The organism is Micromonospora sp. C81, assembly GCF_018070425.1.
GTDB classification, from domain to species: Bacteria; Actinomycetota; Actinomycetes; order Mycobacteriales; family Micromonosporaceae; genus Micromonospora; species Micromonospora zamorensis.
The window spans coordinates 1-16,355 of record NZ_JAGPXS010000013.1 but is presented as its reverse complement, the minus strand read 5'-3'; the positions used below and the strand labels follow the sequence as shown (position 1 = coordinate 16,355).

The window sequence follows — 16,355 nt, the reverse complement described above, 5'->3', positions numbered from 1 at the left end:
CGCACCTCTTCCACTCCGCCGGTCATGGTCGACGGTCGTCCTGTCACAGGGACACCAGCAAGTCCTCTCTTCACGCGACACCCACCACGGCCGGCCCGATCTCCGGGTCGTCGTCCAGGAGCCGGGCGGACGAGGCCGTGCTGCGCCACCTTCAGCAGGTCCACGGTCCGGTGCTGCTCAGCTTCCTGACCAGGTTGACCCGGGGCGACGTACGCCGGGCCGAGGACATCGTCCAAGAGACGCTGCTACGTGCCTGGCGTTATCCGGAGGCTCGCAACGCTGACGGCCGGTGGAGTCGGGCGTCGGTGGCCGAGGTCGCCGAGGTCCTGCACGTGCCGCCGGGAACGGTGAAGTCACGCACCTCCTACGCTCTGCGGGCATTGCGCGAGGCACTGGCCGGACGCGAACTTCGACATTCGGGAACCGCCGGTGGAACGCGGCCCCCCGCGTAGGGCATGACACTCTGCTCTGCGGAACGCAGTAGATGAGCGAACAGATGACTGATCGCAAGCCGCCACGACGATCATGGCGGCGGGCGCCCGGGACGGAGCCGGAAGCGGGTCCGATCCTTGGCGGCACGTGCCGCGTCGTTGGTCTGGTCCCCCACGCCCAGCGCGCGCTCAGGCCGCGGTGCGGCTCAGCCGGCGAGGGTGGCTGAAGTGGCCCAGTTCGATCGCCATCCGGGTCAGCTCCGCCTTGTTGCTGACGTTCAGTTTCGCGCGGATCCGCTTCGCGTACGTATTGACCGTCGCCTGCGAGAGGCCCATGCGGGTCGCGATCTGCGCGTGCGTGAAGCCGGAGGCGATGAGCCGCAGCGTCTCGACCTCCCGCGGCGCCAGGCCGTTCTGCTCCTCGCCCCCGCCGCGGGCGAGCTCGCCCTGAAACTGATCGACCAGCCGCGGGCAGATGTAGAAGCCACCGCGGATGATCACCCGCACCGCCTCCCGCACGTCACGCTGTTCGCTGAGGCTGCTGAAACAACCCCGCGCCCCGGCCCGGACGGCGGCCAGCAGGCTCGGTGACCGGTGCCACGCCGCGCTCACCAGCGGCCTGCCCACCGTTGCCGCCCTCGCGATGTTGTCCGTCCCGCCTGACGGCAACTCCAGCACCACCGCGTCGAACGTCTGACCACCGGCCAGCAGTTCGTCCACGTTCGCCACGGTGGCCGCGACGCGCAGACCGCCGTCGTCGGATGCCAGCTTTTCCAGGCCAGCCCGGGAGATGGGCTGATCGGAGACGATGGCCACTGTCAACACCGGGGCTCCTCCAAGCTGTCGGGCCCGTGTTCCACGGGCGCCACTGAGACGGATCCCGGCCCCGTCCGGTTCACGAACCGCGGAAATCCGCCAGCGTCCCGGTCGGTTGCGGTGGCGATGCCCCCCGATGAGGGACTTTCCGTTTCCCGTACGGATCGAGCATGCTCGCCTGGTGTCTCGCGGCGCCCCGGCGTTCGGCGAGGATGGGCAGGGAGCCCGGTGAGGGCTCGGACCAGCGAAGCGGACCGGGGATTGATATCTGTGGCGGACGGCACCGAGCACGTCGAGGAGTTGCTCGGGCTCTACTACCTCGACGAGCTCGACGTGGCCTCGGCCCACCGGGTGCGCGCCCACCTCGACGCGTGCGGAACCTGCCGCGACGAGGCGGCGAAGGTGTGCGAGGCGCTCGCGGCGATGGCCCTGCTCCTCGACGACCGGGAAGGGCTGGCCAGCATGTACGGCGCGCTCGGCACGTCGGTGCCACCGGCGTTCCCGGCCCGGTTCGCCCCGATCGAGGAGCGCGAGGAGCCCCGGTCCCGAATCGGCTGGCCGCCTCGATCACGCCGGTCCGGCCGCAGCCGCCCCACGGAGTCCGCAGCCCTGACTGATGCGCCGGCGCCCGAACCGCCGCCGCCCGCTCCGACGACGCGCACCGCCGTCGCGCCGGCCAAGGAAACCTCCGCTCCCACGGTGCCGCCCGCCGTGCCGAACGCCGCGCCCACCGTGCCGCCCGCTGGGCCCACGGTGCCGCCCGCCGCGCCGCCCGCCAAGCCCGCCGCGCCCGCTGGGCGTGCTGTGCCGGCTGCTGCACCCGCCGCGCCGGCTGCCGCACCTGCCCTGCCGGCCGTATCGCTCACGGCACCGACCGTCGCGCCCATGGTGTCGACCGTCGCGCCTGTGGTTGCCGCCGCCGATCCGGCTGCCACGCCGGTGCTACCGACGATCGCGCCGGGCGTACGCACCAAGCCCGTGAAGCGGCCGGCGCCGTCGACCGTGCCTGCTCCGATGCCCCTGACCACGCAACCGGCCGGGCAGACGCGACCGGTCCGGCATACCGGGTCGCTGATCGTTTCGATCGGGTTGCTGGCCGCGACCGTCACGCTCGGCGGAACCACCGCGACAATGCTCCTGCGCGAGCACGACGGCGAGCCCAGCACACCGACGGCCCGCGCCGCCGTGAGCGCGGCGGCCTCGACGACCGACGTGGACAGCGGGGTTCGCATGACGGTGACGCTGACCGCCAAGGACGGGTCGACCGAGGTGCGCGCGAAGCTGACCGGTCTGACCAGGGGGACCGGCTACCGGCTGTACGGCTACGGCCCGGACGACAACCGATGGGCGGTCGTCAACTGGACCGGCGGGGCGGGCAAGGAGCAGGAGGTGTCCGGCACAGTGCCCGCCGCGATCGCCGGCATCTCGCACGTGACGGTGCTGCGCAGCGACCGCAAGACCGTGGTGACCGTGTACTTCTCGCACGACACCGAAGCTGAGATCGGCCCCAACGGCGGCTGAGGCTCAGGCGGTGCTGGTGCCGTCCGGGACTGTGGAGTTGATGTCCGCGCCGGCGTAGATCTGGGCTGCGTTGTTGAGCCTCCCGACAAACTCGCCGACCAACGCGAGCACGCCGGCGCAGCCCTGCAGCAGTTGGAACTGGCTGTACTGGATCTCCGCGGTCTGGTCCGGGTGGGGATCCTTGAACGGGGCGTACGAGCCGCTGCCGTCGTCGTAGGGGCCGATCCACTTGACGTTGTTGTTGAGCGGAACCCCCTCGTGGTAGACGGCGACCGTGTCCGACTCCTTTGTGGCCCAGAAGATCCAGCTCGACTTGGCGATCGCGGCGTCGCGGAAGCGCTCGAAGTCGGCGATCTGGCCCGTCGTCGCCTGGAGGATCGTTGTCTCGGCGTCGTACATCTGGCCGGGGCTGACATCGTAGGTGCGCAGGTCCGGTTCGGCCGGGTCACCCGTGGGCGCGTTCGGGTCGGGCAGCAGGTTGCCGTGCTCATCGACGGGCTTACCGTCGGTGTTCGTGTAGCCTCCCTGGCCGTCCGAGGTGGGCGCCTCGAAGCCGACGAGGTCCTCGTTCTTCCCGCTGACGTGGCGGCCGGTCGGCCATTCCTGGGTCAGATCGGCCGGGACGACAGAGGTGTTGGGATCGCTCATACCTCAACCTTGCGCGCGCGTTGGGGTGGCGGCAACGTCCCTCTTGGTACGACCCACCGGTGCCGGGGACAGCCGGCAGCGAGTCGGTCGAACCGCGGGAGGCGCGCAAGCGGATCAGGCTGTTGGAGCAGGACAAAGGTCCTGCGCCAAGCCGCCGAGGGGACCGGTCACCGCTGTAGGCTCAGGCGGTGCTGGTGCCGTCCGGGACTGTGGAGTTGATGTCCGCGCCGGCGTAGATCTGGGCGGCGTTGTTGAGCCTGCCGACGAACTCACCGACCAACGCGAGCACGCCGGCGCAGCCCTGCAGCAGTTGGAACTGGCTGTACTGAATCTCCGCGGTCTGTTCCTGTTGCGGTTGCGGGTCCACGTACTCGGCGTACACGCCATGGTCGGTGGTGGTGCGGCCGCCCCCGTTGTATAAATTGCCGTATTGAATCCCCCCATTCAAGGCGGCGGCCGTGTTCGACTTCATGCCGGCCGAGAAGATCCAGCTCGACCTGGCGATCGCGGTGTCGCGGAATTGCTCGAACTCGGCGATCTGGCCCGTCATCGCCTGAAGGATCGTCGTTTCGGCGTCGTAGATCTGGCCGGGGCTGACGTCGTAGCTGCGCAGGTCCGGTTCGCCCGGATCGCCCGTGGGCGCGTTCGGGTCGGGCAGCAGGTTGCCGTGCTCGTCGACCGGCTTACCCTCGGTGTTGGTGTAGCCTCCCTGGCCGTCCGAAGTGGGCGCCTCGAAGCCGACGAGGTCCTCGTTCTTCCCGCTGACGTGACGGCCGGTCGGCCATTCCTGGGTCAGATCGACCGGCACGACAGAGGTCTTGGGATCGCTCATGCCTACACCATGCGCGCGCGTTGGGGTGCCGGCAACGTCCCTCTTGGTACGACCCGCCGACGCCGCAACGGGGTCTGGGACGCTGCCCTGCCACGTGGCTACGGTCGGGCTGGGAGGGTGAAGTCTAACCTACGGAGCGTGCATGGTGAGTGACGGTGCGACCAACTATGACGCCTCTGCCGTGCGGATCAACGTGGATATGTACTACATGCACCGGTCCGCGAGCGTCTACCTGGCTTCGCTGATCACCAGCCTGCAGGACGACTGGAGGGAGATCGGCAACACCTGGGACCAGCTCAAGATCGGTTGGGTCGGTGAGAGTTCCGAGGCGGCCGACTCGTTCAACGAACGCCTCCAGGACGTGCAGAACCGCCTGTTCGGCACCCCCGACCCGGCCGACACCACCAAGGTGGAGACCCCGGGCATCCTCGACCGGGTCCGCTACGGCGCCGTGGTGGCGGCGGCGAACTACAACGCCGCCGAGCACGCCGTGACAGACATGTTCGACGCTTTCGTCCACGCCATCGCCGACGAGGGCGACGGCGAGGGGGGACCGCAGGACAGCACGATGCCGCCGATCACCGTGGACTACAACACCAACCCGTACCCCACGCCGAAGACCGACAGCTGACGACGCGCCGTGGCGAAGCAGACGAACGGGCACGCGAGCCCTGCGGAGCTGCGCGCGCTCGCTGCCGACTGGCGTGCACAGGCCGATCGACTGGAGTCGCTCGGTGGCACGGTGATGTCGGCCTACAACAGCATCAAGTGGTCTGGGTTCGCATACTTTTCGGCGACTGCCGCGGCGAACGCGGTGAACGTCAAACTGGGCAAGATGGCCGACGCGGCGCGGGATTTCGCGAACTTCCTCGACGAGTACGCCAGCAAGGTCGAGGAGCAGATCAAGCGGGAGAAGGCGGCCACGATCGTCCAGATCGTGCTGGCCATCTTCGGTGTGCTCACGATCGGCCTCGCATTCGTGCTGGCACCCGCCCTCGCCGCCCTGTCGAGCCTGCTCGCCAGCCTGCTGCCGGCCATGAACGCAGTAGCCGGCCGGATCGCCACCATGCTGATCGACGTCGCGCTGGGCTTCCTGACGTTCGGTTCCATGCAGGTCGCGATGGAGTTCGGCATGCGGGGAATCGTCTACGGGGCGATGGACCTGCCGGTGGAGCTGCACAGCTGGGAGCTGTTGCTGAACATCCTGCTCGCGGGCGGGCTGGGCGGTCTGTTCTCGATCCGGGCCGTCAACTCGGTGCCGCGGCTGGGTTCCCGCGGTGCCACTCCCCCGCCGGTCCCGAAGACGCAGGCGTCGCCGAAGGTGTCGCCGGCCACCGGGACGGACGGCAACACCGTGCGGCTCAACAGCCCGGCGCCGGTCAAGGGCGCGGACATCGCCAACACACCCCGCGTCAACGACACCACGCCTGCGGTGAGCGCCAGCGACATCACGGCCGCGCCGGTGGTGCCGGCCGGCAGCCACGCCGCACCGACCGTGTCGGCCTCGTCCGCCGGCGACGTAAGCCGTCTGGCGGTCGGCGCGCCGGGCGGCACCAAGTCGCTGAGCGCGTCCACCCAGCAGGGCAACGGTCACGTCAACCAGCCGCTCGGCGCACCGCGCACCACCACGACGACGACGGCCGCACCACAGGCCGGCACGCACGGCGACGGGCTGCGGATGGCGAACCTCGACCGCACCGTTTCCCCCACCGGCGCGCGCGGCGACTTTTCCCCGCAGGTCAACACCCCGGCGTCGAACGTCGTCCGCCAGCCGCCCCAGCCCACCGTGACCGAGCGGGGCCTGGTCGGGATGGCCGAGGGTCGTGCCACCCCTCGCGAGTCGTCGGCCACCGGACCGACGATCCACGCCACCCCGCCGACCGGCCCGGCCACCGTGCCGCACGGGACGTCGCTCCCCCCCGCCATGCGCCCCGGCGGCCTGCCCGAGACGTCGGTGCTGAACAGCGGCAACCACCTGATGCCGCCGACCGGTCGGCCCGGCGTCACCGACTACGTGCCAGCCACCACCACCTCGCACACCGTCGCGCCGCACGCGCCCGGGCGCGTGTTCAACGAAACCGCCACCAGCCCCGCGCACCCGACCTCCCACCAACTGCGCGACCACAACGTCAAGTTCTCCGAAGAGATACGCGGCACCACCGCCGGCCCCGTCGCCCCTCGCCATACCCCCGACTTCTCGAAGCTCATCGCCGGGCGCGTACTCGACGAAGCCGCCATCGGCGCCACACACCCGACCCCCCAACAACTACGCGAAAACCACGTCAAGGCCTTCGAAGGAATTGGCGGCACCAAAGCCGACCTTCCCCCCGACTGGTCGAAGCACGGCCCCGGGCGCGTACTCGACGAAACCGCCACCACCGCCGCGCATCCGACCTCCCAACAACTGCGCGACCAACACGCCAATGCCTACGAAGGAAAACAACGCGCCACCACAGCCGACCTTCCCCCCGACCGGTCGAAGCACGGCCCCGGGCGCGTACTCGACGAAACCGCCACCACCGCCACACACCCGACCCCCCAACAACTACGCGCCCACCACGAAACGTTCCTCGACAAGGTGCGCGGCACCACCGGGGCCGACGCTCCGGGGCCTGCGAGCACCCCGACCCCCGGGCGTCAGCTGCTCCAGACCGGCCCCGACGGGCGTGCCGATCTTGTGCGGGTTTCGGCGGAGTCGCGGTTCACGGCCGAGGGGCGACAGCCCGGCGGCGATGCGCGCCCGACCCTCGAGGGACCCGCCACCGGCCCGGACAGGTCCTTGTCCTATGTCGAGCTGCGCGCCGACGGCACGATGGGCCCGACCACGCTGCGCCCGGGCGAGAACGTCCTGCACTCGCAGCCGTTGAACGGCAAGCCGCAGGAGCAGCTCCTCAGCTACTCCCCCGACGGCAGGTCGTGGGACGTCAACTCGGTCACACCGGCGGTTCGTACGGCCGGGGCTGCCCAGCCCCGGCCCACGCAGATGCTCCGGCAGAACCCGGATGGCACCGTGGACCTTCTGACGTTCCACAAGCCGCCGGCGCTCGCGTCGGGGCCGCCGGTGAAACCGCGGCCCGGCGAGCCGAGCTTCCACGACCTGAACGGGCCCGGGGTGCGCCAAGGCTGGCAGTCGCGCTCGTTCAGCCCGGATGAGGGATTCAAGGTCGACCAGATCAGCAGGCCGCAGTTGACCGGGCAAAGGGTCGACGGTAAGGAGCTGTTCTTCCAGCGTGAGCCCACGTCGATGCTGGTCAAGGACCCAGTGAGCCACCAGTGGAGGCCGCTGGGCACGACCGAGGGCGTGGCGACGCTCCCGAAGGGCTGGGGCCGGGCCCCCGACGCGCCGCCCGTCACGGTTGGCAAGCCGGCCGACAACCCGTCGTTCAGCAGGGGGGGCACTGGACAGGGCACGCCGCCGGACAGCGCCCACTACCGCTGGAGCATGGAGAACGGCAAGGTAGAGCCGGTGAAGGTGCGGGCCACGTCGCTCGAGGTGGTCGAAATCGGCACGCAGACCCGGTCGGTTTCCATCGGCCGGCAGATGGCCACCGGCGGCACGGGCGGCGGCAACGGGCTCGACTCGCTGCGCATGCTGCCGGACGGCACTCTCGCTCCGGCGAACCCTCGAGCGATCAGCGACCAGATCAGACTCGATCCCAAGTCCGGCGCGATCACCGTGGACGGTGTCCGGCTTACCGGTGGCCACTCGTTCGGCGGAGGCGGCGGCCTGTCCAGCCACGGCCCGTCTCACGGATCGGCGACGCAGCGGCCGGGCGAGGTGGACACGGCGGTGGCCGGGCATTCCGACCGATCGGCCGTGACGCGCGCCGACTCGCGCCTGCAGAACGCGTCGGCTCCACCCGCACCGGCACGGGCGGACGCGGGATCCACTCGGATCGAGCATGGCGCCGTGCCGGTGCGACCGGACCAGGCGGCCACCCGGGCCGACGCTCCGGGGCCTGCCACGCCCCGGGCCAGCACCCCCACCCCCGGGCGTCAGCTGCTGCAGACCGGCCCCGACGGGCGTGCCGATCTTGTGCGGGTTTCGGCGGAGTCGCGGTTCCCGGCCGAGGTGCGACGCCCCGGCGGCGATGCGCGCCCGACCCCCGAGGGACCCGCCACCGGCCCGGACACGTCCTTGTCCTACATCGAGCTGCGCGCCGACGGCACGATGGGCCCGACCACGCTGCGCCGGGGCGAGACTGTCCTGGACTCGCAGCCGTTGAGCGGCAAGATCATCAGCTACTCCCCCGACGGCAGGTCCTGGGACGTCAACTCGGCCACACCGGCGGCTCGTCCGGCCGGGGCTGCCCAGCCCCAGCCCAAGAGGCTCACGCAGATGCTCCGGCAGAACCCGGATGGCACCGTGGACCTTTTGACGTTCCCAACGCCGCCGGGACTCGCGTCGGGGCCGTCGGTGAAACCGCGGCCCGGCGAGACGAGCTTCCACGACCTGGACGGGCCGGGGGTGCAAAACGGCTGGCACTCACGCTCGATCGACCATTTGAGATACTGGGGCGAGCCGGTCAGCAGGCCGCCGGCCGGGCGACGGGTCGACGGCGGGGATCTGTTCTTCCATCGTGAGCCCAGGTCGTTGCTGGTCAAGGACCAAGCGAGCCACCAGTGGAGGCCGCTGGGCACGACCGAGGGCGTGGGCCCCGGCGCCCCGCCCATCACGGTTGGCAAGCCGGCCGGCAACCCGTCGTTCGGCAGGGAGGGCACGCCGCCGGACGTCCACTACCGCTGGAGCATGGAGAACGGCAGGGTAGAGCCGGTGAAGGTGCGGGCCACGTCGCTCGAGGTGGTCGAGATCGGCACGCAGAGCCGGTCGGTTTCCATCGACCGGTGGATGGCCGGCGGCGGCAACGGGCTCGACTCGCTGCGCATGCTGCCGGACGGCACCTTCGTTCCGGCGAACCCACGAACGATCACTCCCGACCAGATCAGACTCGACCCCGAGTCCGGCGCGATCACCATGGACGGTGCCGGACCCACCGGTGGCCACTCGTTCGGCGGGGGCGGCGGCGCCCCGGGTTCGGGGGGAGGCGGTGCTCCGGGTTCGAGGGGAGGCGGCCTGTCCGGCCGCGGCCCGTCTCACGGATCGGCGGGGCAGGCCGACGACGGCGCGCTGACCTTCGTCAAGCCGCGCAGCACCGCGGAGAGCAGTGCCGCCGCGATGGCACGGGATGCCCGCACCCACGCCGACGCGGCGGGCGAGCGGTCCGATCCGGGCCGCACGCTGGGCAGTGGCAAGCCCGCGACGCGTGCCGGTGCCGGGGTCGGCGGTCCAGAGGAGGCGAACGCCGCCCGCATCGTCACCAGGGGCGATGACGGTACGTACGTGCTTGGGGCTCCCGCCGAGGCGCCGCACAACGTGCTTCGCAAGCCACAGCCCGATCAGACGCCCGCCGCGGAGGCGAGAGCCGCCCGCATCATCACCAGGGGCCATGACGGTAAGTACGTGCTCGGGAACCCCGCCGAGGCGCCGCACAACGTGCTTCGCAAGCCACGGCCCGAACAACCGCCCGGCACCGAGGTGCGGACTCCCGACCCGGCGCCCGGTGAGCACCCGGCGGGAACCATGCCGGCTGCCCTGGCCACGCCAGCTGTCCCGGCGCACGAAGCGGCCCCGGGTACGCCGGTGGACGCCGTGGCGACACCGCAGGTAGTGGCGAAACCGCAGGCACCGCCGGTCGTGCTGGACCCGACGCCGCCCCCGGCACCGACCGTACCGATGCGCCCACCGCTCGCCCACGAAGCGCCCTACGTCACCGCGATGCCTCATGGCCTCTCGCTGACCGGACAGGGCAACGTCGTACACCTCCACACAGGGATGGAACCCACCCGACTGGTGCTACGCCCCGGCCCGGACCTGACCATCGTCGTCGACAGCTCAGTGACTAACCTGCCGGACATCAGGGCAACGCTGACCAGGCTGCACCCGTCGCAGCCCCCCGTATCAACCGTCGAATTCGTCGGCGCCCGCCAGCCGATCACGCCGGAACGCGCCCAGCAGATCGCGGACCGACTGCTCGCCGGCCTACCCGGCAACCCGCAGATCAGCCTGCTCGCGGCCGCCCTCACCGACGCCCCGACCGGGGCACCAGCCGCGAAGTCGTACCGGTTCGGCGCCAGCAACGGCGCTCCGACAAACCCGCCCGGAGAGTACGACCTCCCAGCCGCCCCGGCGCACGACCTGGCCCCCCGCACGCCGGCCGGCGCAGTGGCGAAACCGGAGGCGCCGCCGGTGATGGTGGAGCCGACGCCGGCACCCGCCGTGCCGATGCGCGCGCCGCTTACCCACGAGGCGCCGTACGGCACAGCGATGCCCTACGGCCTCTCGATGACCATGCAGGACAACGTGGTACACCTCCACGCCGGGGCGGGGCCCACCAGGCTGGTGCTGCGCCCCGGCCCGGGCCTGACCGTCGTCGTCGACGCCTCGGTGACCAGCCTGCCGGCCATCCGCGCGGCGCTGGCCGAGCTGCACCCGTCGCAGCCACCCGTGTCAACCGTCGAGTTCGTCGGCACCCGCCAGCCGGTCACACCAGAGCGGGCACAGCAGATCGCAGACCGGCTGCTCACAGGCCTACCCGGCAGCCCGCAGATCAGCCTGCTCGCCTCTGCCCTCACCAGCGCCCCGACCGGGGCGCCGGCCGCAGAGTCGTACCGGTTCGGCGCCAGCAACGGCGCTCCGACAAACCCGACCGGGAACTCCACCCTGGACCAGGCAGCGCGGACGCAGCAGTGGACGGCGCGGCAGGACGCGCTGCGCACCGACTACGCCGCCCGGATCGGCACCGCCCGGCGCGTCGAGGAGTTCCGGCCCGACCTTGTCGGCGCCTTCGGCAACGCGGTGGCCGACGCGGCCGCCCGGACCGAGCGGAGCCCGCAACCAGCGTCGCTCGACCGGCTGCCCGCCGAGGTGGCCGACCGGTTCCGGACGGAATTCGTCGCCGCCGGGCGTCACCTGTTCGACCGGGTGTGGGCGCCGGTGATCGCCGCGGGCACCCGCAGCGACGACCCGGCATTCCAGGCGACCGAGCACGAGTGGCAGGTGCGCTACGAGCAGCTGCTGACCGCCGTACGCGGCAGCACGTTCAGCTATCTGCAGGCGCACCGCCACGAGGCAGCCGTGCAGGCCGCCGTACTCGAGGCGCGCGACGCGGGCCGGCACGTGTCGGAGACGGCCGTGCAGGCTTTCTACAACGACGCCCGGACCAGGCTACGCACGGCTTTCGACGAGTCGGCGGATCCGGCGGGGGCGCAGCAGTGGGAGGCGCTCGCCACCACCATCGAGGCCAGCATCCCCGGGTACTTCAGCGAGGAGGCGCTGCGCCGGCACGCGAACGCGAACACCCCCGCCGAGGGCGACGACACCACGCGGCTGCTGGAGGCGACGCCAACGGCGTACGAGAGCGCCGCGCGCCCCGTCGTCGACCAGGCCCGCGCGGACATCCACGAGGCCCTGAACCGTCCCGACCCGGACATCGACGCCGCCACCCAGCAATGGATCACCCATCTACTCGACGGCGATATCCGGGAGGCCACCACCTACGCCCAGACCTGGGCCGAACGTGGCGGCGACACTCCGGCGGTGGTAGCCGCCGCAGTGGACGGACTGCGGGACATACTCAGCGACCTGGTGCGTTCGATACCCCTCCTGCTGCTGCACCACGCCCTGCTCGGCGAGCAGGTGCGCGCCGCCGGTTCCGCCTTCGACGACCTGCCCACCATCGACCTGCCGGCACCGGTCAGCGAGGCGCTGGGCCAGTCGTTCACGCTGGACTGGCTGACCGCGTACGACGAGCTGTTCCGCGGCGACGCGGTGGCGACCACCGAGTTGCACGAGCTCCCGGGGACCGTCCAGCTGGCCACGGCCGGACTGGAGCCGCTCGGCCGGGTACCCGGGCTGCCGGGTGAGCAGGTCCAGGCGCTCCCGATCAGCGACTCCGAGCTGACCGGTCCGGCGCCCGATACGCGGACGGCAGCGGACGAGGCGGCCGACACCCTGGCCGCGACCGGGCACGCTGACATCCGCGACGCCTTCCTCACCGAGGCCGACCCGGTCCGCCGGAACACGCTGCTCGCCGGGCTGCTCGGCGAGAGCGACGCGGTGCTGAGCGCCCTGCCCGCGTTGCACACCGGCCTGCCGGTTGTGACGGCCTCGGACGCGGCAATGGCGCGGTTGCTGGGATACGCCCACGGCACCACCCGGGGTGAGCCGCTGCCGACAGCCGAGGTGCACGCCGCGGCCCGGGATCTACACCTCGAGACGAAGCTGACGCTGATGGACGGTCTGAGGCTGCTGGCCGTCGCCAATCCGGCACGACGGCCGGTGCTGGACACCCTCGGTGCGCTGATCCTGGACTGTTGAGCGGGCGAGAGGAACCGACCGGCCACCACTGCCGACTGCCCGCCCAGCACCCTGCTCTCCGCCACCGTCCATCACCGAGGGCCTGGCCCGGCTCACCACCTAAGTGCAGCGCAGCGCGGACGAGCAGGTGCTCTGGCTGGCGTCCGACGAGTACGGCACCCCTCGTATGCCACGACCCCAGGACCACCGGCACGCCCACGCTCAAGGTCGACGGCAGCCAGGACCTAGGCACCGCGGTGCTGGAGCGCGACGACGCGCGCGTTGCTGCTGGACGCGACGCGCCTCGGTCCGACGACGTCTGCCATGAGCTTGGAGACTCCAGGACGCCGGCTCCCGCGTCGAGATAGAGCAGCAGCGGGCCGCTGGTGGGCGGGCGTCGCGGTAACCGGTACTTACATCTCGACCAGCGGGACCGGCAGGTCCGAGCCGGTCAGAGCGCGCATGGGCGTGGCGATAGCGCCGGCCAGCTCGGTCACCGGTGCGTCGAGCCCCAGCACGTACGCCCACACGCCGTCGGGCCGCCACGCCCGCCAGCGAACCGCGCAGGCCGGCGGTGACGCCCGGGGCGGCATCGTCGGCGGTCGCGGTGCGCAGCGGCTCGGGCGCGGCCGTCAGATCGAGCGCCGGTGGCAGGTGCGCCACCCACTCCGAGCGCAGGTCCGCGCGCGTGAACCTCCGGCGAGGGGTCGGCTCGCGGGCCGTTCGGCAGGCCACCGGGTAGGTATGCCTGGAGCGGCCGCCGAGCGTTCGCGTCCCAGTCGAGCCCGGTGCCGGGGACTGCGGCCGCCGCCCGGCCGCGTCCCCGCCCGCCAGGGCAATCCGGGCTTGCGCGAGCATCGTCGGGCACGCCGCTGGCGGCACGCGGCAGCAGTCGGTGCAGCGACGTCTCCGGCGGGTCGGCGAATTACGTCGGCGTGCTGTCGCCTTTCTCTTGTTACCCGGCTACTGCTGGATCGACTGGAAGATCTCGTTGAGCGAGCCCATCCGGCGCTCGGTCATGTCGCGCAACTGTGCACCGGCGTCCTGAAGGGCGGCGAGCATCAGCTCCTCCATCTCCTCCGGGTCGATGTCGGTGAACAGGTTCGGATTCAGGTGTACGGCGGTGAAGGTGCCAGCCGCGGTCATCGAGACCCGCACCGCACCGTTGGCGGCCGTGCCGGTGACCTCGGTGGCCGACAGCCGGTCGCGCATGGCGGCCATCTGCTCCTGCACCGCCTGCGCCTGCTCCAACATCCGGTCCAAGTCCGACATGGGATCCTCCCTCAGCGCCCTGACCAGGTACGCACGTTGGCCCATTCGCCCTCGGCGTAGTTGTTCCACGACAGGTTCATCGCCGACGCGATCCTGCCGAGCACACCGGTCGGGCCGAAGAGGCCGTCTGCGGCGATGTTCCACTCCTGCTGCAGACCTTGGTAATAGGACTGGGCCGGGCCCTGCCACTGGTCCTGCAGGGGCATCAACTTGTTGATCAGCGCCCCGAGTTGCTCTTCGATTTCGGCGGCTTTGGCGTTGAGCGTCTGCCCGGCCATCTCCAGTTCCGCCGGGACGCGCAGGTTACTGGTGGTGGGATCTGGCATGGATCTGTCCTGTCTCGTGGCGGAGGGCTAGAGGTTCGCGCCGGGGATGTCCTGGTTGACGGCGACGAGGCTGTTGATGTTGGCCTGCTCGGCATCGACGTAGTTGTGGAAGTTGCCGCGCAGGCCACTGCCGATGTCGGTCAGCGCGTTGTGCAGCATCCGGCCGAACACGTCGAAGTCGTGCATGAGGATCTCGAACTGCCCGGCCGCGACGCCGTGCCAGATCGCCTGCATCTGCACCACAGTCGTCCGCAGGTTGGCCAGTTCACCGTCGATATCCGTCGCGGTCACGTCACAGCTGGCCGCGGCGTCCATGATCATTTCCGGTGTTACGAGAATGTGGTCCATCGCAACTTCTTCCTTCCGCTGCCGTCGACAGCTGTTATGCCTTCATCAGGATGGTGGTGCCCGCGCGGACAGCGCGAGTGACCTCTTTGCGGGACACCGCGACAGTCCCCGGTTCAGCGCTGCGTCATCCTGGTCTCGGCGGTCATGCTCTTGAGGTTCGCTCCCTCGGCCGCGACGTAGGTTTCGTACGACTTCTGCATCGCCATGAGGGCGTCATCGAGCAGGCCGCGGGTGTCGGTGGTGAGCTTCTTCAGGTCGGTGGTGAGGGCCTCGTACTTGTCCCCCGCCGGGCTGTTCCACGATTCGCAGATCGACTGCAGGTGGATCGCCATCGCATTGAGGCTGCTCTCGACCGAGTCACGCTGCTTACGCAGACTGCCGATCGACTCCCCGAGCAGCGGGATCTGCACGGCGTACTCGTAACGCTTGCCGTCCACGATCACGGCGACCGGCTTGCCGTTGCCGTCGGTGACCACCCCGTTCTTCGGGTCGTACATGAGGGTGGTGAGCCCGTCGGCCCCGTACGAGATGGTGATGCTCTTGCCGTCCTTGCTCCCGTGCAACGGGCGGCCCTGACCGTCGAACACGTCGTAGATCCACCCGTCGGCCTGCATCAGCACGACGTCCCCGTCGGGGTTACGGCTGACGACTGTCCCGTCCCGGTACGTCCACACACTCGAACCGTCGGCGGCGTACTCGATGTCCACGGCGTTGTTCTTGCCGTCCTCGGTGGCGTGTGTGGGCCGTCCCTGGCCGTCGAACGTGTCGAACGTCCACCCGCCGGCCTGCATCCCCGTCACGACTCCCGCCGGGTTCCGCTGGATCGTCGTGCCGTCGCCGTACTTCCAAGTGCTCGACCCGTCCGGGGCGTACGTGATGGTGATCTGCTGGGCCGGCTGCCCGTTCGTGCTCGGCGCGGTGCCGTGCGTGGGGTTGCCCTTCGCGTCGAACTGGTCGAAGGTCGTGCCGTCCTTCAGCACCTGCCGGGTGGTGTCACCCTCGGCGTTGCGGTAGACCTTGGTGCCGTCGCCCTGGTAACTCCAGACACTCGACCCGTCGGCGCCGTACGTGATGTCGACCTGCTGCCCGGGTCGCCCGTCCTGCCCCGGCACGGTTCCGTGGGTGGGCCTGCCGTCGCCGTTGAACCGGTCGAAGACGCTGCCGTCCTTCAGCTCCTGCCGGGTCACCGTCCCGTCCGCGGCACTGAAGACCTTCGAGCCGTCGCCCTGGTAACTCCAGACACTCGACCCGTCGGCGCCGTACGTGATGTCGACCTGCTGCCCGGGTCCCCCGTCCTGCCCCGGCACGGTTCCGTGGGTGGGCCTGCCGTCGCCGTCGAACCGGTCGAAGACGGTGCCCTCGGAGGTGGTCTGCCGAATCACCGCGCCGTCAGGGTTGCGGTCGACCTTGGCGCCATCGGCATACGTCCACGTGCTGCTGCCGTCACCGCCGTAAGCGATGTCCACCGCCTGCGCCGGCTGCCCATCCGACCCCGGCACCGTGCCATGCGTCGGCTTACCGTCGCCGTCGAACCGGTCGAAGACGGTGCCCTCGGAGGTGGTCTGCCGAACCACCACGCCGTCAGGGTTGCGCTCGACCTTGGCGCCGTCGGCATACGTCCACGTGCTGCTGCCGTCACCGCCGTAAGCGATGTCCACCGCCTGCGCCGGCTGCCCATCCGACCCCGGCACCGTGCCATGCGTCGGCTTGCCCTCGGGGGTGAACCGGTCGAACGTCGCACCATCCGCGCTCACCTCACGCGTGACGTCACCAGCGGCACTACGGTCCACCGTCGTGCCGTCCGC

Annotated in this window: 12 protein-coding genes; 4 read left to right on the top strand and 8 right to left on the bottom strand. The window is 70.7% G+C overall.

What is annotated here, in order from left to right; all coding sequences use genetic code 11:
* The first annotated feature begins 137 nt into the window (after positions 1-137).
* Positions 138-452 (top strand): sigma factor-like helix-turn-helix DNA-binding protein, encoded by a 315-nt coding sequence (locus KBX46_RS20735; protein ID WP_210793727.1) that lies wholly within the window; start codon positions 138-140, stop codon positions 450-452.
* 168 nt (positions 453-620) lie between these two features.
* Here the strand turns inward: KBX46_RS20735 and KBX46_RS20730 are convergent, their stop codons facing one another.
* The gene (locus KBX46_RS20730) at positions 621-1,247 is read right to left on the bottom strand and encodes a response regulator transcription factor (protein ID WP_210793726.1); all 627 of its coding nucleotides are present in this window, start codon (positions 1,245-1,247) and stop codon (positions 621-623) included.
* A 270-nt stretch (positions 1,248-1,517) separates the two neighbouring features.
* Here KBX46_RS20730 and KBX46_RS33025 point away from each other — a divergent pair, with 270 nt between their 5' ends.
* Positions 1,518-2,768: a zf-HC2 domain-containing protein gene (locus tag KBX46_RS33025; RefSeq protein ID WP_210793725.1), complete on the top strand. Its 1,251-nt coding sequence runs from the start codon at positions 1,518-1,520 to the stop codon at positions 2,766-2,768.
* Between the two features lie 3 nt (positions 2,769-2,771).
* Here KBX46_RS33025 and KBX46_RS20720 read toward each other — a convergent pair whose 3' ends face one another.
* Both KBX46_RS20720 and KBX46_RS20715 read right to left on the bottom strand, forming a co-directional pair.
* Positions 2,772-3,416 (bottom strand): hypothetical protein, encoded by a 645-nt coding sequence (locus KBX46_RS20720; RefSeq protein WP_210793724.1) that lies wholly within the window; start codon positions 3,414-3,416, stop codon positions 2,772-2,774.
* A gap of 181 nt (positions 3,417-3,597) precedes the next feature.
* Positions 3,598-4,248, bottom strand: coding sequence for a hypothetical protein (locus KBX46_RS20715; RefSeq protein ID WP_210793723.1), 651 nt, complete (start codon positions 4,246-4,248; stop codon positions 3,598-3,600).
* A gap of 142 nt (positions 4,249-4,390) precedes the next feature.
* Between KBX46_RS20715 and KBX46_RS20710 the strand changes: the two genes are divergently transcribed.
* On the top strand, positions 4,391-4,879 hold the full coding sequence (locus KBX46_RS20710; RefSeq protein WP_210793722.1) for a hypothetical protein: 489 nt from the start codon (positions 4,391-4,393) through the stop codon (positions 4,877-4,879).
* Between the two features lie 9 nt (positions 4,880-4,888).
* Positions 4,889-12,625, top strand: coding sequence for a hypothetical protein (locus tag KBX46_RS20705; protein WP_210793721.1), 7,737 nt, complete (start codon positions 4,889-4,891; stop codon positions 12,623-12,625).
* A 392-nt stretch (positions 12,626-13,017) separates the two neighbouring features.
* Here KBX46_RS20705 and KBX46_RS20700 read toward each other — a convergent pair whose 3' ends face one another.
* The 5 genes from KBX46_RS20700 to KBX46_RS20680 all read right to left on the bottom strand — a co-directional run.
* Complete coding sequence (locus KBX46_RS20700; RefSeq protein ID WP_099855201.1) at positions 13,018-13,197, bottom strand: hypothetical protein; 180 nt, start codon at positions 13,195-13,197, stop codon at positions 13,018-13,020.
* Positions 13,198-13,567: 370 nt separating this feature from the next.
* A complete protein-coding gene (locus KBX46_RS20695) occupies positions 13,568-13,876 on the bottom strand; it encodes a YbaB/EbfC family nucleoid-associated protein (protein ID WP_158240942.1) in 309 nt (102 codons plus the stop codon).
* 11 nt (positions 13,877-13,887) lie between these two features.
* The gene (locus KBX46_RS20690) at positions 13,888-14,202 is read right to left on the bottom strand and encodes a WXG100 family type VII secretion target (protein ID WP_210793720.1); all 315 of its coding nucleotides are present in this window, start codon (positions 14,200-14,202) and stop codon (positions 13,888-13,890) included.
* A 27-nt stretch (positions 14,203-14,229) separates the two neighbouring features.
* Positions 14,230-14,550, bottom strand: a complete 321-nt coding sequence (locus tag KBX46_RS20685; protein WP_099855207.1) for a WXG100 family type VII secretion target — start codon at positions 14,548-14,550, stop codon at positions 14,230-14,232.
* A 113-nt stretch (positions 14,551-14,663) separates the two neighbouring features.
* A partial coding sequence (locus tag KBX46_RS20680; protein ID WP_210793719.1) for a hypothetical protein occupies positions 14,664-16,355 on the bottom strand: 1,692 nt, incomplete at its 5' end.